Raw genomic sequence first — 23,443 nt, 5'->3', positions numbered from 1 at the left:
GTGCCGGTCCGCGCTCACGCGCGCGCAGGAGAGACGGGGCAGGGAATGCGCAGAACCCTTCGCATGCGTAGGGCCGCACTGGTGTTCACCGCGATCGGGGCGCTGGCCCTCACCGGGTGCGGTGGCGACGGTGGCAAGGACAAGCCCGGCAACGACACCGGCAAGGACGAGGAAAGCGCGTCGAGCGTCGAACTGCCGAAGCTCGAAGGCGAGAAGATATCGGTGGCCGCGGTCTGGACCGGCCCGGAGCAGGCCAACTTCACGAAGGTCCTCGACGAGTTCGAGAAGCGCACCGGAGCCACGGTCACCTTCGTCCCGGCACAGGACCCGATCGTCAACTTCCTCGGTACGAAGATCGCGGGCGGCCAGCCCCCGGACGTCGCCATGATCCCGCAGGTGGGGGCCATCCAGCAGGCCGTGGCCAAGAAGTGGGCCAAACCGGTCGGCCCGGAGGCCCGGGCACAGCTCGGCCAGAACTACGCGAAGGTCTGGCAGGACCTCGGAGCGGTCGACGGCACCCAGTACGGCGTCTACTTCAAGGCCGCCAACAAGTCCCTGATCTGGTACAACGCCAAGGCGTTCGAGAACGCGGGCGCGAGCGAGCCGAAGACCTGGAAGGACTTCCTCGCCACGGCCGAGACGATCTCCGCCTCCGGGGTCACCCCGGTCTCCGTCGGCGGCGCGGACGGCTGGACTCTCACCGACTGGTTCGAGAACGTCTATCTCTCCCAGGCCGGCCCGGAGAAGTACGACCAGCTGGCCGAGCACGAGATCAAGTGGACGGACCCGTCCGTCAAGGACGCCCTCACCACGCTCGCCGAGCTCTTCGGCAAGCCGAACCTGATCTCCGGTGGCGCGGACGGCGCCCTGCAGACCGAGTTCCCCACGTCCGTCACCCAGACGTTCACCGGCGGGGACCAGCCCAAGGGCGCGATGGTCTTCGAGGGCGACTTCGTCTCCGTCAACATCGCACAGACCGAGGCGAAGATCGGCACGGACGCCAAGGTGTTCCCGTTCCCCGCCGTCGGCACGAACTCCCCCGTGGTGACGGGCGGCGACGCGGCCGTGGCGCTGAAGGACACCAAGGGCGCCCAGGCGCTGCTGACCTGGCTCGCGTCGAAGGACTCGGCGAAGATCTGGGCGGAGGCGGGCGGATTCATCTCGCCCAACAAGTCGCTGGACGCGGCCGCCTACCCGAACGACGTGCAGCGCACGATCGCCGAGGCGCTGATCGACGCCGGTGACGACGTACGGTTCGACATGTCCGACCAGGCCCCGCAGTCGTTCGGCGGGACGCCCGGCAAGGGTGAGTGGAAGACCCTCCAGGACTTCCTGAAGAACCCGAAGGACATCGCGGGGACTCAAGCGAAACTGGAGTCCGACGCGGCCAAGGCGTTCACGAGCTGACGGGATGACCACTGCGACAGCGGGGGGCGCCGGCAGCGCGCCCCCCGCCGACAAGCGTCCTGGCACGGGCAAGCGCCCACGCGGAAGCGTGACCGGCACCCGGAGGGTCATCGCGGCGGCGTTCCTGCTGCCGGCCCTGGTGCTGCTCGGCTCACTCGTCGTCTATCCGATCGTCTACTCCGTCTACCGCTCGTTCCTCGACCAGTCCGGGACCGGCTTCGTCGGCCTCGACAACTACAGGGCGCTGTTCACGGACGACACCATCCGTACGGCGGTCAAGAACAACGCGATCTGGGTGGTGTTCGCACCGACGGTCGCCACCGTGCTCGGGCTGATCTTCGCGGTGCTCACCGAGCGGATCCGCTGGGGTACGGCCTTCAAACTGATCGTCTTCATGCCCATGGCGATCTCCATGCTGGCTGCCGGGATCATCTTCCGGCTCGTGTACGAACAGGCGCCGGAACGCGGGGTCGCCAACGCCGTCGCGGTGGGGGTGCACGACACGTTCGCGCAGTCCTCGGGCTTCCCCAAGGCACACCCGCTGCCCGTCCATCCGCTGAAGGAGGGCGGCGGCGGTTCCTTCGTCACGAAGGAGACCGTGCGCGCCGGGGAGCCGGTGAGCCTGCCGCTGGTCGGCGTGGTCCCGGCGAAGATGCCGGACGACGCGTCGCCCGCGAAGGCACCCGCCGCGTCCGGTGACGGGATCACCGGGACGGCCTGGCTCGACTTCACCAAGGGCGGCGGCGGCAGACCGAACGTCGTCGATCCGAAGGAGCTCGGCCTCAAGGGCATCACCGTGGAGGCGGTGAAGGACGGCAAGGTCGTCGCCTCGGCGACAGCCGGAGCGGACGGGGTCTTCACTCTGCCCGCCTCGGCGGACGGATCCCTGCTCCGGCTCCCCGCCGACAACTTCCGGGAGCCGTACAACGGTGTCGACTGGCTCGGGCCGTCCCTCGTGACGCCGGGGATCATCGGCAGCTACGTCTGGATGTGGGCCGGCTTCGCGATGGTGCTGATCGCGGCGGGCCTGGCGGGTCTGCCGCGCGAACTCCTGGAAGCGGCACGCGTGGACGGCGCGAACGAGTGGCAGGTGTTCCGCCGGATCACGGTGCCGATGCTGGCACCGGTACTGGCGGTGGTCCTGGTCACCCTGATGATCAACGTCCTGAAGATCTTCGACCTGGTCTTCATCATCGCGCCGGGCTCCTCCCAGGACGACGCGAACGTCCTGGCCCTCCAGCTGTACCGCTCCTCGTTCGGCACGGACGCGGACCTCGGGGTCGGCAGCGCCATCGCCGTACTCCTGCTGCTGCTGGTGATCCCGGTGATGCTGTTCAACATCCGCCGTATGCGGAAGGAGGGGCGCCGGTGACCCCCCAGGTCCAGCCCGCACCAGCCTCCTGCCGGGGGTCCGGGGGTCGCCCCCCGGGAAGACACAGCAACATCCGCCGTATGCGGAAGGAGGGGCGCCGGTGACGACGACCGGAAGCACAGAGGCAAAGCAGTCCCTCGCCGCGCGGATCGCCGCCCGGGCGGGCGGCGGCGCCATGCGGGTCTTCCTCATCCTGGTGGCCCTGTTCTGGCTGATGCCGACCATCGGGCTGCTGCTCTCCTCGCTGCGCGGACCGGAGGACATCGCGGCGAGCGGCTGGTGGAAGGTCTTCACCGCCCCCTCCGAGCTGACCTTCGACAACTACCAGCGCCTGCTGGACAACTCGACCATCACCGGTTCCCTCCTCAGCACCGTCATGATCACGGTCCCGGCCACGTTCCTGGTGGTCGTCATCGGCTCGCTCGCCGGTTACGCCTTCGCCTGGATGGAGTTCCCCGGCCGTGACTGGTGGTTCCTGGTGGTCGTGGGGCTGCTGGTGGTCCCCGTACAGGTCGCCCTGATCCCGGTGTCCGAGCTCTTCGGCACCATCGGGATCTTCGAGACCACCTTCGGTGTGATCATGTTCCACACGGCGTTCGGCCTGCCGTTCGCCATCTTCCTTCTGCGGAACTTCTTCGCCGAGATCCCACGCGAACTCCTGGAGGCCGCACGGCTCGACGGCGCGGGCGAGATCCGGGTGTTCACCCGGGTCGTCATGCCGCTCGGCGGACCCGCGATCGCCTCGCTCGGGATCTTCCAGTTCCTCTGGGTGTGGAACGACATGCTGGTCGCGCTGATCTTCGCGGACTCGGAGTCCCCGCCGATCACCGTGGCCCTGCAACAGCAGGTACGGCAGTTCGGCAACAACATCGACGTGCTGGCACCCGGCGCCTTCGTGTCCATGGTGATTCCGCTGGCGGTGTTCTTCGCCTTCCAGCGCCAGTTCGTCTCCGGCGTGATGGCGGGCGCCGTCAAGTAGAACGAGGCGGCACAGCACACACGTTCGTCAATACCAGGGCGGCCCGTTCATTCTCGACCGGGCCGCCCTACCTCGCATTTCCCCCGGATGCCACATCCCGCGTAACCAAGTCACTCCATCGGCCGTTTGCGGGCCACCTGCCCGCCCGCGAGCCACCCCTGGATGTGTTGTGCCCCGGTTCAGTGTCATCGTGCCCGCGTACCGGGTCCAGGCGTATCTGCACGCGTGTCTCGACTCCGTGCTGGACCAGTCCTTCAAGGACTACGAGATCATCGTGGTCGACGACTGTTCACCGGACGCCTGTGGCCCCATCGCCGACGAGTACGCCGTACGCGACCCCCGCGTCAGCGCCGTCCACCTGCCGCGCAACCGCGGCCTCGGGCCCGCCCGCAACGCCGGCGTCGCCAGGGCGACAGGTGACTACCTGCTCTTCCTCGACGGTGACGACACCTTCACCCCTGAGGCGCTCCAGACGATCGCCGACCGTCTGGAGGCCACCGACGACCCCGACGTCCTGGTCTACGACTACGCCCGTACGTACTGGTCGGGCGAGAGCGTGCGCAACACCTTCTCCCGCTACCTCGCCGAGACCGGTCCCGCCACCTTCCGGCTCGGCGAGCGGCCCGAGCTGCTCAAGGTCCTGATGGTCGTCTGGAACAAGGCCTACCGACGGGAGTTCGTCGAGGCCGAGGGCTTCACCTTCCCGCCCGGCTACTACGAGGACACCCCCTGGACCTACCCGGTCCTGATGGCCGCCGGGTCGATCGCCGTGCTGGACACCGTCTGCGTGGGGTACCGCCAGCGGCGGCGGGGCAACATCCTCTCCACCACCACCCACCGGCACTTCGACGTCTTCGACCAGTACGACCGGGTCTTCGCCTTCATCGACGCCCGCCCCGAACTCGCCGCCTGGCGCCCGGTGATGTTCCGCCGGATGCTCGACCACTTCTCGACCCTCTTCACCTCCCGGGGCAGGCTGCCGCACGGCACCCGCGCCCAGTTCTTCCGCCGCGCCCGCGCCCACTGCCGCCGCTACCGCACCCCCGGCGCCCCCGTGCCCCGCCGCACCCGGCTGCGGCACGCCCTGTTCCGGCTGGGCGCCCACCGCACCTACCGCGCCCTGTGGGCCGCCCAGCGGCTGCGCGGGCGGCTCGCGCGTACCGCCACGGCGGTGCACCGGCTGGTGCGCGGGGCGGCGCTCCAGCTGCACTACCGCGTCCAGCTGCGGCTGCCCGTCCGGAGCGGGGACGCCGTGTTCGCCGCCTACTGGCACCGGGGCTACACCTGCAGCCCCGCGGCGCTGGAGGCCACGGCCAGGGCCCTGGTGCCCGGGCTGCGCACCTCCTGGATCTGCCGCCCGGAGGACGCGCACACCGTGCCGGGCGCGACCCGCGTGCTGCACCCGGGCACGGCCGCCTACTGGACGGCCCTGGCGCGCTCCAAGTACCTCGTGAACAACGTCAACTTCGACCGCCGACTCGTGAAGAGACGAGGCCAGGTACTGCTCCAGACCCACCACGGGACCCCGCTGAAGACCATGGGCATCGACCTCGTGCACCGCCCCGCCGCGGCCGGCTCCATGGACTTCGACCAGCTGCTGCGCAACGTCGACAAGTGGGACTTCTCCCTCTCCGCCAACCAGCACTCCACCCTCGTGTGGGAACGCACCTACCCCTCCGGCTACACCACCCTGGAGTACGGCAGCCCCCGCAACGACGTCTTCCGCCGCACCGGCCCCGAGGAGACCGCGCGGCTGCGCGAACGCCTGGGTGTCCCGGACGGCAGCACCGCCCTGCTGTACGCGCCGACCCACCGGGACTACCGGCGGGCCCAGCAGCACTCCCTGGACCTGGAACAGCTGGTCCGCGTCCTGGGCCCGCACTTCGTGATCCTGGCCCGCTCCCACTACCTGGACGCGACGGCCCGGGCCACCGCCGGCCACACCCGGCACCCGAGGATCATCGACGTCAGCCGCCACCCGTCCGTCGAGGAGCTCTGCCTCGCCTCCGACGGCCTGATCACGGACTACTCGTCGCTGATGTTCGACTACGTCAACCTGGACCGGCCGGTCGTCCTGCACCTGGAGGACGCGCAGGCGTACGAGAGCGCCCGGGGCACGTACTTCGACCCGGCTGCCTTCCCTCCCGGGGCGGTCGCCCGTGACCAGGAGGAGCTGCACGAGATCTTCGCCACCGACCACTGGCGCGGGCCGCGTTCCACGCAGCGCCGGGCGGCGTTCCGGGCCCGCTTCTGCCCGTACGACGACGGGCACGCGGCGGAGCGGGTGGTGCGCCGTGTCTTCCTGAACGACATGTCGGGCCTGCCGCTGCCCGCCCCGCTGACGGGCCGGGGGCCCACCGGGGTCCCGCGTCAGGTGCCGGTGCGGGAGTACACGAACGGGTGAGGCCCACGGCCCCGGGTGCCGGGCACCCGGGGCCTCCGGCGCTCCTGTTCAGCGCTCCAGGAACGCGAACAGCTCTTCCCAGCGGACCATGATCTCCGCCTCGGAGAACCGCTGGACGTTGGTCCGCGCCCGGTCACCCATCGCGTCCCGCATCCGGGGGTTGCCGGTGAGCCGGAGCAGCCGGTCGGCCAGCGCCCCGATGTCGCCCGCCGGAGCGAGCAGGCCGTCCTCCCCGTCGCGCACGATCTCCCGTACGCCGGGCGCGCAGTCGAACGCCGCACACGGCACCCCGCTCGCCATGGCCTCCAGCAGCGCGAGCGGGAAGCCCTCGCCCCGGGAGGACTGGACGAAGACGGACGAGCCGGCGAGCGCGCCGGGGACGTCGTCCGTACGCCCCCGCCACTCGACCGAGGGGTCCAGTCCCAGAGCGGTGCACCGCGCCCTGAGGTCCGCCTCGTCCTCGCCCGTCCCGTACACGTCCAGCCGCCAGTCGGGCCGCTGCGGAGCCACCAGCGCCCAGACGTCCAGGAGCATGTCGATGCCCTTCTGGTCGGTGAGCCGGCCGATGCTCGCGACGGACTTCTCACGGCGCGGGGAGGGCACCTCGGGCAGCGCGGCCAGGGCGTTGGGCATGAAACCGACGTTGTTCATCCCGTCGCCCGCCCACTGGTCGGCGTCCTCCTCGGTGAGGACCAGCCACCGGTCGAGAGCCGGGTAGTGGTTCTTGATCCAGCGGTAGCGGTGGCTCGCCCGGGAGTAGTCGTAGGACTCGTGGCTCATCCCGATGACCCGCAGACCGGTGGTGTCCGCCTCGCCGACCCACTCCATCGCCCAGACCTGGCTGACGATGACCACCCCGCCGGGCCGGGCGGCCCGGAAGATCTCCGACAGCCGCTCGACGGCACGCCGCTTCCGGGCCACCCGGTCGGCCTCGGCGCGCCGGGAGGGGATCCGGAAGCGGTCCCGCAGGCCCTTGGGCGCCCAGGGGGTCGGTGGGTGCCGCGGATACAGGGCGGTCACGGGGTAGCCGGGCTGATCGGGCAGGGCCATCGTGCGCTCGGCTGCGTGGACACCGATGGCGTGCACCTGGTGGCCCGCCTCCTGGAACAGCTGGGCGGTGCGGTGCATCCAGCCGGTCACACCACCGAGCTCGTCGGTGCTGTTGGAGACGATGAAGACGTCACGGTCACGGCTCATCGGCCGGCCTCCCCGGTACGGGCGGTACGGGACGGGACGAGGTGCCGGGCGAACACGGTGTCGACGACGGTCCGCGCCGCGTCCCCGCGGTCGTAACCGCCGAACTCCTCGGCGAAGGCGGCCCGTCGCTCCTGGAATCCGGTGTCCGCGGTCTTCAGCCGTGCCAGCGCGTCGAACAGCTCGTCCTCCGTCTCCGTCACCGGCCCCGGCGCCTTCTCCCGCAGGTCGAAGTAGCTGCCCCGCTCGGCGGCGTAGGCGTCGAGGTCGGGGGCGAACAGCACGATCGGGCGGTCCAGGAGCGCGTAGTCGAACATGATCGACGAGTAGTCGGTGACCAGGACGTCGGCGAGTGCGAGCAGTTCGCTGACGTCGTGATGGCGCGAGACGTCCACGACCGTCCCCGGCGGGCAGACGGGCAGGCTCGCCGTCTCCAGGTAGTGCGCCCGCACCAGCAGTGTGTACGTGTCGCCGAAGCGTTCCGCGAAGCGCGCCGCGTCGAACAGGAGCCGCTGCCGCTTCCGCCTGCCGGGCCCGCCCCGGAAGGTCGGCGCGTACAGCACGACCTTGCGGTGGTCGGGCAGGTCCAGTGCCGCGCGGGGCAGCCGCCCCTCGGTCTCGTCCCGGGCGCGCGCGACCGCAAGGGCGTCGTTGCGCGGGTAGCCGGTGCGCAGCAGGGTCTCCTCGGGCAGCCGGTAGGCGCGGGCCAGGGTGCGTTCGTCGTGCTCGGAGCGTACGAGGAAGTGGTCGAAGCGCCCCACGGCCCGCTGGAGCCGTTCCCGCTGCGGGGCGTTCTGCAGGCGGACCCGGGTCTCGTCGAAACCCATGCGCTTGTACGCCGATCCGTGCCAGGTCTGCAGGTACGTCGTGCCGGAGGGCTTGTCGAGGTGGAGCGGGAAACCCTGGTTGTCGACCCAGTACTCCGCGCGGGCCAGGGCCCACAGATAGCGCCAGGACCAGCGGCGCACGAGCGTGGCGTCCGTCGGGAAACCGGCCGGGGAATCGGCGTACGACCAGACGCAGCGCAGCGGGAGTCCCCGGGCGCGCACCTCCTCGTGGACCGCCCGGGGGCTGTCGCCGTAGCAGCTGCCCATGTGGCTCTCGAAGACCACGGAGCCCTTGCGCACGGGCAGTCGGAGCAGCCAGGAGCGGTAGACGGAGACCTTGAAGCCCCTGCTGTGCAGCCGGTCCCGGCGCTTGCGCACGGCCCTCAGCAGGAGTTTGGCCCGGCGGGCGGGACGGAAGTGGGTGGCGTAGTGGACCAGCCGACGGGCCGTGCGGGCGGGCCTGCGGCGGGCTTCGAGCCGGAGCGCCAGGTGGTCCCGGAGCGTGACGTAGGGCTGCCAGGTGTCCCCGGCCACCCTGCCCAGCCGGGGCAGCGCCGGTGAACGGTCTCCCGGGCCGACGAGGTCGTGGGGGGCGAAGAGGTCGCTCACCGAGCGGGTCCTGCCGTCCTCCACCACCAGCCGCACGTCCCACACGGTGTCGCGGGGTCCGAGGGGACGCAGCAGCCGGGTGAGCTCGGCTCGGGCCGACCAGCTGATCCCGGTGGCGTCGGGCCGCACCACGTCGACCGGGGCGTGGAAGGCGCGGGAGCCGTCGCGTACGCGGAACTCCAGGTGGGCCGTGAGGGGGCCGTCCGAGTCGGGCCCGGTGTGGGCGGGCAGGACGAGGCGGCCCGCGAGCAGGACCCAGCGGCCGTCGGCCTCGTAGCGGGTGAGCCTGTTCATCAGCTTCAGCTCGCCGAACGTGCGGTACCTGTGGCCCAGTTCGGTGACGTCCAGCACGGGGTCGGGACCGCCGGGCCAGTACACCCGCCCGTCGTCCGCCGTCATGAGGGGCGCCGCCACGACACCCCTCCTGCGCAGCGCGTACGCCGCCGTGAGTACCGCGTCCGCGCTGCCCCGCTCCAGCAGCCGGACCCCCACCCGCTCGACGGGCGGGAGGCTGAGCAGGGCCGGTTCCGGCACGCAGCCGGGCAGGACCCGGGCCGCCGTCGCCGCGATGCGCTCGCGTTCGGCGGCGGGCCGCTCGGGGAAGGTGCGCACCAGCGGCACGAGATGATCCAGCGGGAAGGCACGGTCCCGCTGCTCGCGCAGCTCCGTCAGCCCTTGGGCCACCAGCACGTGGCCCACGCGCCGGTGCGCCTCCACCAGCCCGGCGAGGTCACGCCCGGCGTCCGGCACGGCCCGCCCGGAGACGATCCGACGGCGCACGAGTGCGATCCGGCCGACCACGGCCGCCGCCAGGAGGCCGAACAGGATCCCGCTGTGGGTGAGGTCCTCGTCGTAGCGCAGCGCGTGTCGCTCCACCGCCGCGCGGCGCAGGCAGAATCCGGTCACCAGGGCGTCGTGCACCGCGAGTTCGGGCGCCTCGTCGAAGCGGCGGACCGTGCGGGAACGGAGGAAGAGCGGCTGCTGCCAGGCCGGTTCCCGTTCCTTGGACCCGTTCCCGGTCAACCGGCTCCAGCGTCCGGCGACCAGGTCGGCGCGGGTCCGCGACCCGGCTTCCCAGAGGTTGCGGCAGGCGTGCCGCTGGAGGCGCTCGCCGGTGTCGAGGACGAGGACGTACGTGCCGCGCGCCGCGTCCAGGCCGGCGTTGCGCAGCACCGCGACGGTGTCCCGGCCCGGGGCGAGGACCTCGGGGAGATCAAGGACCCGGACGCGGTCCGCGGAGCGCCGGGCGAGCGCTCCCGCCGTCTCCCGCAGGACGGCGGGTGCCGCGGCGGGCAGGACGACGAGGGCTTCGACGGCACGAAGACTCTGGTCGAGCACGGACTCCACGGACGCCGTCAGCGCGTCCTCGCCGCCCTCCGCGGCGGTGACCACACAGCTGAAGTCGAACGTGCTCATGACCGCACCCCCCGCAGCATCCGGTCCACGACCCGGGCCGCCGCCGTCCCGTCGTCGACGTCGCAGAACGCCTCACGGAAGGCGGCGTACGCCTCGCGGTGGCCCGCCGTCGCGGTCTCCGGATCGCGCAGCGCCTCGATGACGGCGGCCGAATCGGTGATCAGAGGGCCGGGTGCCCGGTTCTCGAAGTCGAAGCAGAAGCCGCGGAGGGTGTCGCGGTAGTGCTCCAGGTCGTAGGTGTGGAAGAGCATGGGCCGTCCCGTCTGCGCGAAGTCGAACATCAGGGACGAGTAGTCCGTGACCAGCACATCGCTGATCAGCATCAGTTCGCCGACGTCGGGATGGCGCGACACGTCCCGGACGAAGTCGCTCTCCGGGATGCTCCCGCCGACCAGGTAGTGGCGGCGCACCAGCAGGACGTGGTCGTCACCGAGCGCCTTGCGCGCCTGTCGCAGGTCGAGTTGGAGGTCCAGCCCGTACAGTCCGCTCCGCTTGGGCAGGTCCTCGCGCCAGGTCGGGGCGTACAGGACGACCCGCTTGCCGTCGGGGACGCCGAGCGACCGCCGGACGGTCTCGGCGACCTTCGCCCGGTCGGGGGCGTACAGCAGGTCGTTGCGCGGGTAGCCGCATTCGAGCACCTCGCCCGTGTGCCCGAACGCGCGGCGCAGGATGGGCGTGGAGAAGGTGTTCGGCGAGACGAGCACGCTCCACTGGGCGGCCCGCCGGGGCATCGAGTCCATGTACGCGGTGTCCGCGAACGCGGTGCCCGCCAGGTCGCGGCCGATGCGCTTGAGCGGGGTGCCGTGCCAGGTCTGGACGACGCACTGCCCCTCGGACCGCTCGAACCACTCGGGCAGCTGGGTGTTGGTGACGATCCACCGGCTGCGGGCCAGGGCCTCGTACCACTCGGTGCTGTGCAGGGCCACGGCGCGGACCCCGGTCGGCACGGCTGCCTGCTGGTCCCGCACCACCCAGAGGTGCTCGACCGCGGTGCCGCGCCCGGCCAGCTCCTCGTGGACGGCGCGGGGCGAGTCCGAGTACTGGCGTCCGTCGAAGCTGGAGTACAGGACGGTGTCCCACAGCTCCCGGCCCCGGAGGCCCGCATACCGCTCACGCAGCCGGCGCTGCCCGTACGCGCCCCGCTCCCCGGGGGCCAGGGCGCTGGCGGACCGCAGGACGAGCCGGTCGTGGAAGCGCCGCTCCAGGGTGAAGGCGCGCCCTCCCGCCTCGCGTCCCGTCGGGAGGCCCGCGTGCAGCTGGTGCACCACGCGCAGGGGGACGCAGCGCTCCGGGTCGGTCTCGCCCCGCCCCCGGAGGAAGGGGTACCACCGGCCCTCGGCGAGCGGCAGCGTCCCTCCGGCCCCGTCGACGGCCCCGGGGCACAGCACCGCGCGGAAGCCGGTGCCCGTGCGCTCCACGGCGAAGGTCTTCTCCTCCTGGTGGCCGCTGTGGCGCAGGACCAGCTCGACCGGCCGGTCCTGGACGGCCGGGAAGGTCCCCTCCAGGGCCAGGCCTCTGTCGTCCGTCCACGACACCGAGGTGACGACGGGCCGCACCTCACGGTCGGTGAGCACCAGGTCCCCGGAGGGGTTGGCGGCGGCGTAGACCTCACGGCCGCCGGGCAGCGGATACCGCGCGGCGTCGGTCTCCGGGCGGGCGGCGACCGCCGGCCGGCGTGAGCCGGCGACCAGTTGGACACCCCAGTCGCCGTCGGAGCCCCGGAAGGTCACCAGCGGCACCTCGGCGACGAGGGTGCGGCCGTCCGCTCCCCCTGCCGCGTCCTCGTCCGCCGTCAGGGGGAACTCGCGGTTCTCCTTCGTGCGCCACTCCTGGATCCGCAGAGCCGTCGGCGCGTCCCCGCCCAGCCACCGCACCGCGATCCGGATCGCGTCGCCGGTCGGCGCGTGACCGGCGAGCACCGCGTCGACCCGCTCGGCGCGCAGCTCCAGCTTGTTCCCGGCGAGCAGCGGGACGACCCGGGTGCGCTCGTCGACGTACCGCACGGCGGGCGGGGCCGGATTGCCGAGCAGCCGCATCGGCCCCCGGCGTGGCCGTCCCGCGCCGACGACGAAGGACTCCAGCTTCCACAGGGTGCGGGCGCCCCGCGCCGTGCCCCGGGTGACGAGCCGGCGCGGGTCGACGACGGTCTCGAAGCCGGACCGTTCGTAGTGGTGCAGCGAGCCGGCCGATCCTGCCGTCGCCTCGTCCGTCACCGTCCTGCGCAGCCGGAGCGGGATCAGCCGACGGCCCGACCTCAGCCAGCCGGTCCCGGCGGATCCGCCGGGGGCGTTGCGGACGTACGCGTACCCCTTGAGGTGCAGCAACCCGTCCCGCCACACGGCCTCCGTGAGGTGGGCGTGGACGGGGAGGTCCTCGGCGGTGAGTGCGGTGACCTTGCGCGGGAGGGGGGCGGCGACACCCGGGTACGCGGCCCGGGGCCGCAGCCGTCCCCTCACGTGGAAGGTGTCACGGTCGGTGGACTCATGAGCCAGGAGCGCGAGCAGCTCCTCCGTCCTGCGCTCCCGGATGAGCTGCCACTTGACCCGCAGATGGAGGGGCAGCCCGTCGAGGACGGCCGGTTCGACGGTGTCGGCGAAGGCGTTGGCGTGGGTGAGGAAGGCCTCGTGGAAGTCCTCGTCGCCGTCCGGCAGCGCCTCGATGAACAGCCACAGGTCACCGGAGAGGGCGTGCGCGTCGTAGCGCCGCTTCGCCTCCGTCATCTCCCGGTCCGCGAGGAACCGGCTGACCGTGGTCACGGCGGTGACCCGGTCGCGGATGCCGCGCGCCACGGCACGCCGGGAGGTGATCGAGCCGTCGCGGTCACGCCAGTGGTAGACCGGCTCCTCCACGACGTCGACGCTGCGGGCCAGGAAGTGGGCCGGCAGGACCACGGAGATGTCCTCGTACAGGACACCCGTCGGGAAGGCGAAGGCGTGCAGGTCCCAGAAGGCCCTGCGGAACACCTTGTTGCACGCGATGCGGTCGCCCAGCAGGATCCAGTCCCGGGTGACATGGGTGGCCCGGCGGGCCTTCTCCATCGGCCTGCGGAACATCGGGGACTGTTCGAGCACCCCGTTCGCCCGGAGCCTGTGGACGTTGCCGGTCGCGAAGTCGGAGCCCGACGCGTCGAGTTCGCGGAGCATCCTGGCGAAGGCACCCGGCGGTACGACGTCGTCGCTGTCGACGAACGCCAGGAACCCGGCGTCCGGATGGGCCTGTGCGGCACCTGCGTTGCGTGCGGCCCCGAGCCCGGCGTTCTTCTGCCGGATCAGCCGGAAGCGCGGGTCGCGCCGGGAGAACTCCATCGCCACATCGGCGCTGCCGTCCGTCGAGCCGTCGTCGACCATGACGACTTCCAGGTCGGCCATGGTCTGCCCGGCGAGCGAGTCGAGGCAGGCTCCGAGGTACTCCTCGACGTTGTAGAGCGGGACGACGACGGTGAGACGGGGTGCCATGGCGCTGCGCACGATCCTTCCGGACGGACGAACGGACTTCCTCTGTATGGAACGAGCCCCGTGCCGGGGAGGCACGGGGCTCGCGGCGGGGCACTGCGCATCAGGGTTTGACGGCGATGCGGCCCTCGTCCATGCGCAGCAGCAGGAGTCGCTCGCCGGTCTCCTCCAGGAACTCGTCCACGGCCTGGCGCGAGCCCTGCCAGTAGCCGTAGTCGTCGATCAGCAGCACCCCGCCGCTCACCAGCCGCCCGTACAGGTGCTGGAGCTCGTGCTTGGTCGACGCGTACCAGTCGGTGTCCAGGCGGAGGATGGAGATCCGCTCCGGTGCCTGTTCCGGGACGGTGTCCTCGACCTTGCCCCGCACGTAGTGGATGCGGTCCTTCGGGTACGGCACCTGTTCGAACCCCGCCTGTACGTCCTCCAGGGAGGCCACAGCCCAGATGGGGCGGTCCTTGCCCTGTGCGTCCAGCAGTTCCTGGGCCGGCCTGCCGTCCCGCCGGAGGTCCTCGGCGGTGGGCGGCGTCATCCCCTCGTACGTGTCGAAGAGGTGGAGCTCGCGGTCCGTCTCACCGAGCGACAGCAGCGTCCTGGCGCAGGCCTGCATGGAACCGCCGCGCCAGACACCGCACTCGACGATGTCCCCCGGGATGCCGTGCCTGACGACGTACCGGGTCGCGAGGACGAAGGCGTTGAGCCGCTCCGGGGAGGTCATCGTGTACGGCTTGACCGCGCGGATGACGTCCTTCGCCTCGTCGTCGTAATCGGCGGGGAACTGCGGGGTCTTCGCCGCGGCCGGCTTCGGCGCCGCGTTCTTCTCCGCCACGTTCTTCGTCACCGCCGGCGGCTCCGCGGGGGCCGAGCGGGGGGCGGGCAGAGCCGCGCGCCTGAGCTGGTACCCGGTGAGTTGCTGAAGGACGCCGTTGACGGCGTTGCGCCAAGCCATGGGGCCGGACAGTACGCGCGCTTTGTGGCTCATGTCATCTTTCGTCAACCTTTGGTTGATGCGACCGTACGACTGTCCGGCCGCCCGCACCGGCCCCTGCCGTCCAGTGGGCGCGGCAGCGGCACCCGGTCCACTCCACCGGCCCGGTTGGCCCACCACACCGCCGTCTCCCGCACGGCGAGGTCGGCCAGCGTGTTCTTCAGCCGTGTCACCGGCCGCCGATGGGGCTGCGGCTTGCGGAAGACGCCCACCGAGTCGCCCCAGTAGGCGGCCTTGGCGTCGATGGAGGCGTAGTCGTGCCAGATGCCCTTGGCCGGCGGGAAGTCCGTGTACGCCTCGCGGAGTTCGAGGCGGGAGTGGGCGGCCATCGCCCGGAAACCGTCCGGGTAGTAGCGCCAGCAGTCCTGCGCGTCGTGGGCGTGGCCGCGCGAGGGCGCGGTGATGAAGGCGTAACCGCCGGGCCTGAGCACCCGGGCGATCTCCATCATCGACACCCAGAAGAAGGGGATGTGCTCGAACGCCTGCCCGGAAAGCACCACATCGGCGCTGCGCGACTTCACGGGGATCCGGTAGGGCCTGGTCATGACCGCGTCGACATTGGGGCCGTCGAGGACGTCGACCCCGACGTAGTCGATGTCGTGGTCCGCCAGCAGCCCGCGGTGGGTGCGGGTCTGCTTGCCCGAGATCCGCGAGCCGAGGTCCACGACACGGTGCCTGCGGGTCCTGGGCAGGTACTCCTCGACACAGAGCTGCATCTGCTCGTAGGCCGACCGGTGCATGAGCTTCTCCCGACGTTGCCGTGTGCGCTGTTGAGCACAACGACGGCGGGGTGCGGAGGGCTCGCCCCGTACGGGTGACACGCGCTCCGGTTCAGTCGGACGGCACCGGGAAGACCCGCCGCACCACGCGCTCCGCCGCGTTCCCGTCGTCGTACGGGCAGAAGCGGCTGCGGAAGGCGGCGCGCAGCGCGTCGGCCTCCGGGGACCTCCAGGCGCCGCTCAGCAGCACCTCGCGCAGTCCGTCCTCCGTGGTGGCGACCGCGCCGGGGGTGTCGCCGGGGCGGCCGGACAGCAGGTCGAAGTAGGTGCCGCGGGAGGCGCGGTAGGCCTCCCAGTCCGGTGCGTAGACGACGATCGGGCGGTCCAGGCACGCGTAGTCGAACATCAGGGACGAGTAGTCGGTGATCAACGCGTCCGCGGCCAGGAAGAGTTCCTCGACGACGGGGTGGCCGGTGACGTCGACGATCCGGCCCCCCGCCGCCGACCCCGCCGAACGCCCGTAGAAGTAGTGGGCGCGCATCAGCAGCACCCAGTCCGGGCCCAGGTCGCCGGTGAGGCGCTCCAGGTCGAGCCGGGGCAGGAAACCCCTGCGATAGTCGCGGTGGGTCGGCGCGTACAGCACCACGGTCGCCCCGGGTGCGATGGAGAGCTCCGCGCGGATCTTGTCGGTCCGCTCCGGGGTGGCGGTGCACAGGATGTCGTTGCGCGGGTAGCCGTACGGGAGTTGCTCGTACGAGGAGGGGTAGACCCGGTCCCAGACCTCGCTGCTGTGCGGATTGGCGGAGAGGCTGAAGTCCCACTGGTCGGCGTGCGCGACGACGCGTTCGAGACTGACACCGTTGGTGAGGGCGGGGTAGGGGAGCTGGTCCAGGCCCATCGTCTTCAGCGGGGTGCCGTGATGGGTCTGCAGATAGATCTGGCCGGGCCGTTTGGTGAAGCCGCCGGGAAAGCTCGAGTTGTTGACGAGGTACGTCGCGGTGGCCATGGCCCGCCAGTAGGCGCGGGAACCCTCGATGACGTACGGCACACCGGCCGGCATCCGGTCGCGGTGCCGGGAGGAGACGGCCCAGACGCCCCGGATGTGCGGGACCAGCTCGCGGGCCTTGGCGTGGACGGCCGCCGGATTGCAGGCGACGCCCCTGTTCCAGTAGGCCCCGTAGACCGCGAGACGGGGATCCAGAGGCCGGCGCAGGTCGACGCGGTACACCGCCCGCATCACGCGGGCGCGCAGCGACCTCCTGCCCGCGCGCGCGACGGCACGCGCCCGGGTGCGCGCGGCGCGGACGGCCTCCCTGATCCGGTGCGTGGCGTACCGGCCGGGAAGCCCCGCCGCACGGAAGAAGGCGGCGCGGTCGCCCGGGGCGATCCGGTTTGGGTCGCCGAGCACGGCCGTCAGGTGCGCGGTGCGCACGGCGGCGACCCTCGGATCACCACCGGTCCCGGCGGCCAGCCGCTCGTACGCGTCGACGACGGCGAAGTGCGTGCGGCCCGGCGCCGTGGCGGACGTGCCGGAGCGGCGCAGCCGGTGGCGTACGCAGACGCGGTCGAGCGAGGCCAGGGTGCCCGCGTCGGAGGCGAGGAATGCCGCGCGGTGGACGGGCACGACGTCGCCGTACGGGCCTTCGGTGAAGCGGAGCCGGTGGGCGTCCCGGAAGGCGCGGCGGAGCAGCTGGTTCCGCGCGGCCGGCAGGGTGTCACCCGGCCGGACCGTGCCCCACCAGTCGACCTGGTCATGGCCCAGGCACAGCACATCGGGCCGGCCCTCCGACAGCCGTACGGAGATCTCCGCGAACGCCCGGGGGAGGAGCAGGTCGTCCCCGTCGAGGAAGAGCAGATAGGTCCCACGCGCCGCCGCCGCACCGGCGTTGCGGGCCGCGCCCGGGTCCCAGGGGCCGTCGTGCACGAGCACGCGCACCCGGGGGTCGCGCGCGGCGCACTCCCCCGCGACGGCGAGCTCCGGCCCGTCGTCCGACGCGCCGACGACGATCAGCTCCAGGTCCGCCGGGCCGTCCTCCGGCGGTGGCCGCCGCTGCTCGGTCACGGACTCCAGGGCCGCCCTCAGGTACCCCTGAACGCGGTGGGCGGACACGACGACACTGAGGAGCATGGCAGCCGAGCGTAACGGTGACCGTGCCGCCCACCCCAGGAGTCTTCACCCGTTCGGGTCGGCGGCGTGACCCGTGGCGCTCCCCCGGGTTGAGCCGTCCATGAAGCCACTCCTCAGCGTCGTCGTCCCGGTGCACAACGTCGAGGACTATCTGGAGGAGTGCCTGGCCTCGCTGGCGGGACAGTCCCTGAAGGACATCGAGGTGGTGCTCGTCGACGACGGCTCGACGGACGGGAGCGGCAGGATCGCCGACGAGTTCGCCGCCCGGGACGACCGCTTCCGCTGTGTCCACCAGGCCAACGCGGGCCTGAGCGCGGCCCGCAACACGGGGGTCGCCCACACCACGGCCGGTGTCCCGTACCTGGCGTTCGCCGACAGCGACGACGTGGTGGTCCCGGACGCGTACGAACGGATGCTGGCGTCCCTGGAGTCGACCGGATCGGACCTGGTGACGGGCAATGTGTGGCGTGTCGACGAGCGGGGAAGGCGGCAGGCCTGGCAGTACCGCTGGCTGACCTCCGACCGGCTCCGCACGCACATCACCCGCGACCCCCGGCTGCTGGCCGACCGGGTCGCCTGGAACAAGGTGTTCCGGCGCTCCTTCTGGGACCGGCACGCCTTCACCTTCCCCGTGGGCAAGCTCTACGAGGACACGCCGGTGATGATCCCGGCGCACTACCTGGCCGAGTCGGTGGACGTGCTGCACGGACACGTCTACCACTGGCGGGTGCGGGAGGGATCGATCACCCGGCGGCGTACGGACGTACGGGGGGTGCGGGACCGGATCGCGGCCTGTGAACAGGTCAGCGCCTTCCTCGCGGACCGTGACGCCGCGCAGCGACCGCGCTACGACACCTCGTGCCTGCGCGACGACTTCGTGTACTTCCTGGAGGGGCTGCCCATGGGCGGGCCCGACTACCGCTCGGCGTTCATGGCGGACGCGGGCGCCTTCCTCGACCGGGTGGGCGACGCGGCCCTGGCCGGGCTCCCGGCCGAGGCGCGCGTCCGCTGGCAGCTGGTGCGCGAGCGCAGGGCCGGTGAACTGCTGGCCCTGCTGAAGTTCGAACGGGCCAACGGGACGGGCACGTTCACCGTCGCGGGCCCCCCGGGCCGGCGGCGCGCCGTGCACCCCGGCGTCGTGGCGGGCCCCGGGGTGCGGCTCGGCAAGGGTGACCTGCCCGCCGTGGCACGGCTGGTGGAGGCGTCGTGGGGCGAGGACGGCAGGCTGCGGCTGCGCGGATACGCGTACATCCGCAACCTCCCGGCGCGGGCGGCCCGGCACTCGCTGAAGGCCGGCCTGGTGCGGGAGGCGGCCGGCGGACGGCCGCGGGCCGTGCCGGTGCGCACGGTCCGGACGGACCGCGCCACCGTGGACTCCGGCCAGGAGCTGCACGACTACGGCTACGCGGGCTTCGAGATGGTCCTCGACCCGGAGCGGCTGGGTCCGGGCGCCTGGCTGGTGGGCGTGGTGGTGGCCGGACACGGCGTCGTACGACGGGCCGCGCTGCGCGCCGTGGAGGCCGCGGCCTCGCAGCCGCTGGTCCACGACCTGGGCGAAGGGCTGCGCGCGGTGCTCGGCTACCAGGACGGCAGGCTGCGACTGACCGTGACCCGGCTGCCCGCGGTGGCCACCGGCCACGACCTCGGGCCGGACTCCCTGGAGCTGACCGGCCGGCTGTACGGGGACGCCGCCCGGCCGACGGCCCTCGTGCTGAGCCGTGACGGGGCCGAGGAGCACGTCTGCCCGGTGCGCTGCGACGGCGGGGACGGCTTCGGCACCCGGATCCCGCTCGCCGCGCTCGCCACGCCCGCCTCCGCGCACGGTCCCGGGGCCCGGTGGCGGGCCTCGCTCCTGGCCGACGGTGTCCGCGTACCGCTCGCCGCGTCCCCGGAGCTGCCGCCGCCCGCCTTCGCGGACGCCGGGGGCCGACTGGTGGTGGACGTCTCCGGCGAACCGCTCGTGGACCGCGCGAGGCCCGCACCGGACGGCGGGCTGCGGATCGAGGGGGCGGGGTCCGGCGCACTCGTGCTGCGGCACAGCACCCTCGGCGAGACGCTGCCACTCCCTGTCGTACGTCAGGCCGACCGCTTCGCGGCCGTGCTCGCCCGGCCTCCCCGTGACGGCGACTGGGAGGTGCTCCTGGACGGCCGCCCGGTGCGCGTCGGCACGGCGCTCGCCGCCGCCCTGCCGATGAGCGCGGGGAGCACCGTCGGCGCCCGCTTCCGCCTCGACCGCCGTCACGGTGACCGGCTGACCGTGCACAGCGCGCCTCCGCTCGACGACACCGAGCGGAGCGCGTACCGCCAGGGCCGGCTCCGGACGGCGCACTACCCGGCGCAGCGCCGGCTGCCGCTCCGGGACGCGGTGCTCTACACCGGTGAGGGCTCCCCGCGCGCCGTGCACGCCGAGCTCGTGCGCCGGAGCACGGAGGTCGAGCACCTCTGGGTCACCGACGGGTCCGAGGGCGCCACGACCCGTGTCCCGCCCACCGCCGTCCCCGTCGTGGCGCACAGCACCGCCTGGTACGAGGCGCTGGCGCGGGCCCGCCGGATCGTCGCTGCCGGGCAGCTGCCCGTCTGGTTCGAGCGCCGGCCGGACCAGACCGTCGTACAGACCTGGCACGGCTCCCCGCTCGGCCGGTTCGGTCTGGACCTGACCGGGACCCTGTACGCCGATCACCAGGACCTCGCCACCCTCGCGCACCGCTCCGCCCAGTGGTCGCTGCTGCTCTCCCCCAGCGCCTTCGCCACCCCGCTCCTCCGCCGCGCGCTGGCCTACCGCGGCGAGGTGCTGGAGGCGGGCTGCCCGGCCGACGACCTGCTGTCCGCACCCGGCCGGGAGAAGACGGCCGAGCGGGTACGCCGTGGGCTTGGCATCCCGGACGGCCACCGCGTGGTGCTGTACGCGCCGACGTACCGTGATCACCTCGCGCACCCGCCGTCCGCCGGGACCGGCGGATCCGACCCGCTGTACCGCTGGGACCCGGCGCTCGACCTGCCCGCACTGGCCCGGTCCCTGGACGGCCGCACCACCGTGCTGGTGCGCAGGCACCCCCTGGTGACCGGCAGCGTGCCGGTGCACCCCGCCCTGCGCGACGCGTCGGCGCACCCGGACGCCACCGAACTCCTGCTGATCGCCGACGTCCTGGTCACCGACTACTCGGGCCTCATGTTCGGATTCGCGCACACCGGCCGCCCGATGCTCTTCCACACGTACGACCTGGAGCACTACAGGGACACCGTGCGCGGCTTCTGCCTGGACTTCGAGACCCGCGCCCCGGGACCGCTGCTCGTCACCACCGATGAGGTGGCGCAGGCCCTGCGAGGCACACCGGCGTCGAGGGAGCTGCACGCGGAGGCGTACGAGAGCTTCCGGCGGGACCACTGCGGTCCCGCCGACGGCGGAGCGGCCCGCCGCGTCGTTGACCGGCTGCTGTCCCCGGGCCCCGTCAGGCCTTGAGCGCCCGGACCGCCGAGGCCGCGAGGTCGTCCAGGTACCCCTTGGGGAGATCGCCGCGGACCACGACGAGGCGCCAGTACAGCGGTCCGACGATGAGGTCCAGCGCACGGTCGGGGTCACTGCCCTCGGGCAGCTCGCCGCGCGCCACCGCCGCCCGTACGACCACGGCGGCCACCCCCTGCTGCTGATCCAGCAGGGCGGCCTTGATGGCTTCGGAGATCTCCGGGTTGCGGGCCGCCTCGACCAGCAGGTCGGGGATCACCTGCGAGGCGACGGGGTGGCGCAGGGCGTACGCCGCCAGTTCGAGGACGGCGCGCACATCCCCGTACAGCGACCCGGTCGCCGGGGCCGGCATGCCCTGCGCCGCGACGGCCGCGACCAGGTCCAGGACGAGGTGCAGCTTGGACTTCCAGCGGCGGTACACGGCCGTCTTGCCCACCCCCGCGCGCCGGGCGATGCCCTCGATCGACATCCGCGCGAAACCCACGGCGGCCAGCTCCTCGAAGACGGCGCCGCGGATCGCGTCGGTCACGTCCTCCCGCAGCACCGCGGCACCTGCCGGGGTGCGGCGCCCGGTTCGCCGTTCGGTGGTCATGGCCCGAATGATAGACCGTAACGACGAAACGGTTGCGTTGCGACGCACAAACGTCCTACTGTCAGCGTTGCGACGATACGGTGCCGTCCCATCCGGACGGCCCGTTCGCCCCGATCCCCCCGCCTCCCGTCGAAAGCGACCGTGGTGAGCCAGACAGCAGCCCCGCCGGCCCCGGTGGACACCGCATCTCCCGCCCTCCTCCCCTCGTACGAACCAGGCGAGCTGGCCGCGCTCGCGGCCCGGCACGGGCTGACGGTCAGCGGGGCCCGGCCCACGCTCGGTGCGTACGTGCGGCAGCTCTGGGGGCGCAGGCACTTCATCACCGCCTTCGCCACGGCCAAGCTGACCGCGCAGTACAGCCAGGCGAAGCTCGGCCAGATCTGGCAGATCATGACCCCGCTACTCAACGCGACGGTCTACTACTTCATCTTCGGCGTCCTGATGAACACCAAGCACGGAGTCCCCGACTACGTGCCCTTCCTCGTCACCGGGGTCTTCATCTGGACCTTCACCGCCAGCTCCATCACGGCCGGCACCCGGGCCATCAGCGGCAACACCGGACTCGTCCGGGCCCTGCACTTCCCCCGCGCGTCCCTGCCGATCGCGCTGGCCATCCAGCAGCTCCAGCAACTGATGTTCTCCCTGGGCGCGCTGTTCCTGATCCTCCTCGTGTTCGGCCAGTACCCGAGGCCGTCCTGGCTGCTGGCGATCCCCGCGCTCGCCCTGCAGGCCCTGTTCAACACCGGCATCTCGATGGTCATGGCCCGGCTGGCCGCCAAGACCCCCGACATCGCCCAGCTGACCCCCTTCGTCCTGCGCACCTGGATGTACGCCTCGGGCGTCATGTGGAGCCTCGACACCCTCCTCACCACCGACCGGGTGCCCCGCCTGGTCCTGCTGGCGCTGGAGTGCAACCCGGCAGCCGTCTACATCGACCTGGTGCGCTACGCCCTGATCGACAGCTTCACCGGCGCGCAGCTGCCCCCGCACGTGTGGGCCGTCGCGACGGGCTGGGCGCTCGTCTGCGGCATCGGCGGATTCGTGTACTTCTGGAAGGCCGAGGAGCGGTACGGACGTGGCTGACACCCCCGACATGCGTGTACCCACCGTCGTCGTCGACGACGTCCACATCACCTACACGGTCAACGGCGCCCGCACCGGCAGGGGCAGCGCCACCTCCGCCCTGAACCGGATCGTGTCCCGCCGACAGCCACGGGGCGCACGCCAGGTGCACGCCGTGAAGGGCGTCAGCTTCGCCGCGTACAAGGGCGAGGCCATCGGCCTGATCGGCTCCAACGGCTCCGGGAAGTCGACGCTCCTCAAGGCGATCGCGGGGCTGCTGCCCCCGTCGAAGGGCCGGGTCCACACCCAGGGCCAGCCCTCGCTGCTCGGCGTGAACGCCGCCCTGATGAGCGACCTCACCGGGGAGCGGAACGTGGTGCTCGGCGGCCTCGCCATGGGCATGACGCGCGAACAGATCCGCGAGCGCTACCAGGACATCGTCGACTTCTCCGGCATCAACGAGAAGGGCGACTTCATCACCCTGCCCATGCGCACCTACTCCTCCGGCATGGGGGCCAGGCTGCGCTTCTCCATCGCGGCCGCCAAGAGCCATGACGTCCTGCTGATCGACGAGGCGCTGTCCACGGGCGACGCGAAGTTCCAGCGGCGCAGCAAGGACCGGATCATGGAGCTCCGTGAGGAGGCCGGCACGGTGTTCCTGGTCAGCCACAGCAACAGGTCGATCACCGACACCTGTGACCGGGCGATATGGCTGGAGGCGGGCACCCTGCGGATGGACGGCCCTGCCAAGGAGGTCGTGGCCGCGTACGAGGAGTTCACCGGGCCCGCGAAGGCCAAGAACCCCAAGAAGTGACGCGGTGAGAGCCGTCCGCC

The 23,443-nt window shown here is 72.2% G+C and carries 14 protein-coding genes; 7 read left to right on the top strand and 7 right to left on the bottom strand.

Annotated elements, in window-relative coordinates:
• The first annotated feature begins 45 nt into the window (after window positions 1-45).
• The 4 genes from ABT001_RS29820 to ABT001_RS29805 all read left to right on the top strand — a co-directional run bounded on the left by ABT001_RS29820 (window position 46) and on the right by ABT001_RS29805 (window position 6,162).
• Window positions 46-1,407, top strand: coding sequence for an ABC transporter substrate-binding protein (locus ABT001_RS29820; RefSeq protein WP_351283825.1), 1,362 nt, complete (start codon window positions 46-48; stop codon window positions 1,405-1,407).
• A gap of 4 nt (window positions 1,408-1,411) precedes the next feature.
• Window positions 1,412-2,779, top strand: a complete 1,368-nt coding sequence (locus ABT001_RS29815) for a carbohydrate ABC transporter permease (RefSeq protein ID WP_351283824.1) — start codon at window positions 1,412-1,414, stop codon at window positions 2,777-2,779.
• Between the two features lie 100 nt (window positions 2,780-2,879).
• Window positions 2,880-3,758 (top strand): carbohydrate ABC transporter permease, encoded by an 879-nt coding sequence (locus tag ABT001_RS29810; protein WP_351283821.1) that lies wholly within the window; start codon window positions 2,880-2,882, stop codon window positions 3,756-3,758.
• Between the two features lie 169 nt (window positions 3,759-3,927).
• Entirely contained in the window at window positions 3,928-6,162 is a 2,235-nt protein-coding gene (locus ABT001_RS29805; protein ID WP_351283819.1) for a bifunctional glycosyltransferase/CDP-glycerol:glycerophosphate glycerophosphotransferase, read from the top strand.
• Window positions 6,163-6,210: 48 nt separating this feature from the next.
• Here the strand turns inward: ABT001_RS29805 and ABT001_RS29800 are convergent, their stop codons facing one another.
• From ABT001_RS29800 to ABT001_RS29775, 6 genes are all read right to left on the bottom strand, one after another.
• Window positions 6,211-7,359, bottom strand: a complete 1,149-nt coding sequence (locus ABT001_RS29800) for a glycosyltransferase (RefSeq protein WP_351283816.1) — start codon at window positions 7,357-7,359, stop codon at window positions 6,211-6,213.
• Window positions 7,356-10,208 (bottom strand): bifunctional glycosyltransferase/CDP-glycerol:glycerophosphate glycerophosphotransferase, encoded by a 2,853-nt coding sequence (locus tag ABT001_RS29795; protein WP_351283813.1) that lies wholly within the window; start codon window positions 10,206-10,208, stop codon window positions 7,356-7,358. Before ABT001_RS29795 ends, ABT001_RS29800 begins: the two co-directional genes overlap by 4 nt.
• Window positions 10,205-13,663 carry a CDP-glycerol glycerophosphotransferase family protein gene (locus ABT001_RS29790; protein WP_351283811.1) on the bottom strand — a complete coding sequence of 1,153 codons (3,459 nt, stop codon included), beginning with the start codon at window positions 13,661-13,663 and terminating at the stop codon, window positions 10,205-10,207. Before ABT001_RS29790 ends, ABT001_RS29795 begins: the two co-directional genes overlap by 4 nt.
• Before the next feature lie 100 nt (window positions 13,664-13,763).
• The gene (locus tag ABT001_RS29785; protein ID WP_351283808.1) at window positions 13,764-14,639 is read right to left on the bottom strand and encodes a TylF/MycF/NovP-related O-methyltransferase; all 876 of its coding nucleotides are present in this window, start codon (window positions 14,637-14,639) and stop codon (window positions 13,764-13,766) included.
• Window positions 14,640-14,650: 11 nt separating this feature from the next.
• Window positions 14,651-15,385 carry a methyltransferase domain-containing protein gene (locus ABT001_RS29780; protein ID WP_351283806.1) on the bottom strand — a complete coding sequence of 245 codons (735 nt, stop codon included), beginning with the start codon at window positions 15,383-15,385 and terminating at the stop codon, window positions 14,651-14,653.
• A gap of 91 nt (window positions 15,386-15,476) precedes the next feature.
• On the bottom strand, window positions 15,477-17,492 hold the full coding sequence (locus ABT001_RS29775) for a CDP-glycerol glycerophosphotransferase family protein (protein WP_351283803.1): 2,016 nt from the start codon (window positions 17,490-17,492) through the stop codon (window positions 15,477-15,479).
• Window positions 17,493-17,592: 100 nt separating this feature from the next.
• On the opposite strand from ABT001_RS29775, the gene ABT001_RS29770 reads away from it, so the two are divergent.
• The gene (locus ABT001_RS29770; RefSeq protein ID WP_351283800.1) at window positions 17,593-20,952 is read left to right on the top strand and encodes a CDP-glycerol glycerophosphotransferase family protein; all 3,360 of its coding nucleotides are present in this window, start codon (window positions 17,593-17,595) and stop codon (window positions 20,950-20,952) included.
• On the opposite strand, the gene ABT001_RS29765 is transcribed toward ABT001_RS29770, so the two are convergent.
• Window positions 20,942-21,547, bottom strand: a complete 606-nt coding sequence (locus ABT001_RS29765; protein ID WP_187281936.1) for a TetR/AcrR family transcriptional regulator — start codon at window positions 21,545-21,547, stop codon at window positions 20,942-20,944. The genes ABT001_RS29770 and ABT001_RS29765 overlap by 11 nt on opposite strands.
• A 141-nt stretch (window positions 21,548-21,688) precedes the next feature.
• On the opposite strand from ABT001_RS29765, the gene ABT001_RS29760 reads away from it, so the two are divergent.
• Both ABT001_RS29760 and ABT001_RS29755 read left to right on the top strand, forming a co-directional pair.
• Window positions 21,689-22,630, top strand: coding sequence for an ABC transporter permease (locus tag ABT001_RS29760; RefSeq protein WP_351283797.1), 942 nt, complete (start codon window positions 21,689-21,691; stop codon window positions 22,628-22,630).
• A gap of 10 nt (window positions 22,631-22,640) precedes the next feature.
• Entirely contained in the window at window positions 22,641-23,423 is a 783-nt protein-coding gene (locus ABT001_RS29755) for an ABC transporter ATP-binding protein (protein WP_351283838.1), read from the top strand.
• Window positions 23,424-23,443 lie beyond the last annotated feature (20 nt).

The sequence above is a fragment of the Streptomyces sp. NPDC002793 genome (assembly GCF_040295485.1).
Classification (GTDB): Bacteria; Actinomycetota; Actinomycetes; order Streptomycetales; family Streptomycetaceae; genus Streptomyces.
Note: the sequence above shows the minus strand (reverse complement) of the source record. Positions and strands in the feature narration are given on the sequence as shown.

Coding starts and splice junctions, on each gene's coding strand:
- ABT001_RS29820 (WP_351283825.1), top strand. CDS start 46: ATGCGCAGAACCCTTCGCATGCGTAGGGCCGCACTGGTGTTCACCGCG.
- ABT001_RS29815 (WP_351283824.1), top strand. CDS start 1,412: ATGACCACTGCGACAGCGGGGGGCGCCGGCAGCGCGCCCCCCGCCGAC.
- ABT001_RS29800 (WP_351283816.1), bottom strand. CDS start 7,359: ATGAGCCGTGACCGTGACGTCTTCATCGTCTCCAACAGCACCGACGAG.
- ABT001_RS29795 (WP_351283813.1), bottom strand. CDS start 10,208: ATGAGCACGTTCGACTTCAGCTGTGTGGTCACCGCCGCGGAGGGCGGC.
- ABT001_RS29790 (WP_351283811.1), bottom strand. CDS start 13,663: ATGGCACCCCGTCTCACCGTCGTCGTCCCGCTCTACAACGTCGAGGAG.
- ABT001_RS29785 (WP_351283808.1), bottom strand. CDS start 14,639: ATGAGCCACAAAGCGCGCGTACTGTCCGGCCCCATGGCTTGGCGCAAC.
- ABT001_RS29780 (WP_351283806.1), bottom strand. CDS start 15,385: ATGCACCGGTCGGCCTACGAGCAGATGCAGCTCTGTGTCGAGGAGTAC.
- ABT001_RS29775 (WP_351283803.1), bottom strand. CDS start 17,492: ATGCTCCTCAGTGTCGTCGTGTCCGCCCACCGCGTTCAGGGGTACCTG.
- ABT001_RS29770 (WP_351283800.1), top strand. CDS start 17,593: ATGAAGCCACTCCTCAGCGTCGTCGTCCCGGTGCACAACGTCGAGGAC.
- ABT001_RS29765 (WP_187281936.1), bottom strand. CDS start 21,547: ATGACCACCGAACGGCGAACCGGGCGCCGCACCCCGGCAGGTGCCGCG.
- ABT001_RS29755 (WP_351283838.1), top strand. CDS start 22,641: ATGCGTGTACCCACCGTCGTCGTCGACGACGTCCACATCACCTACACG.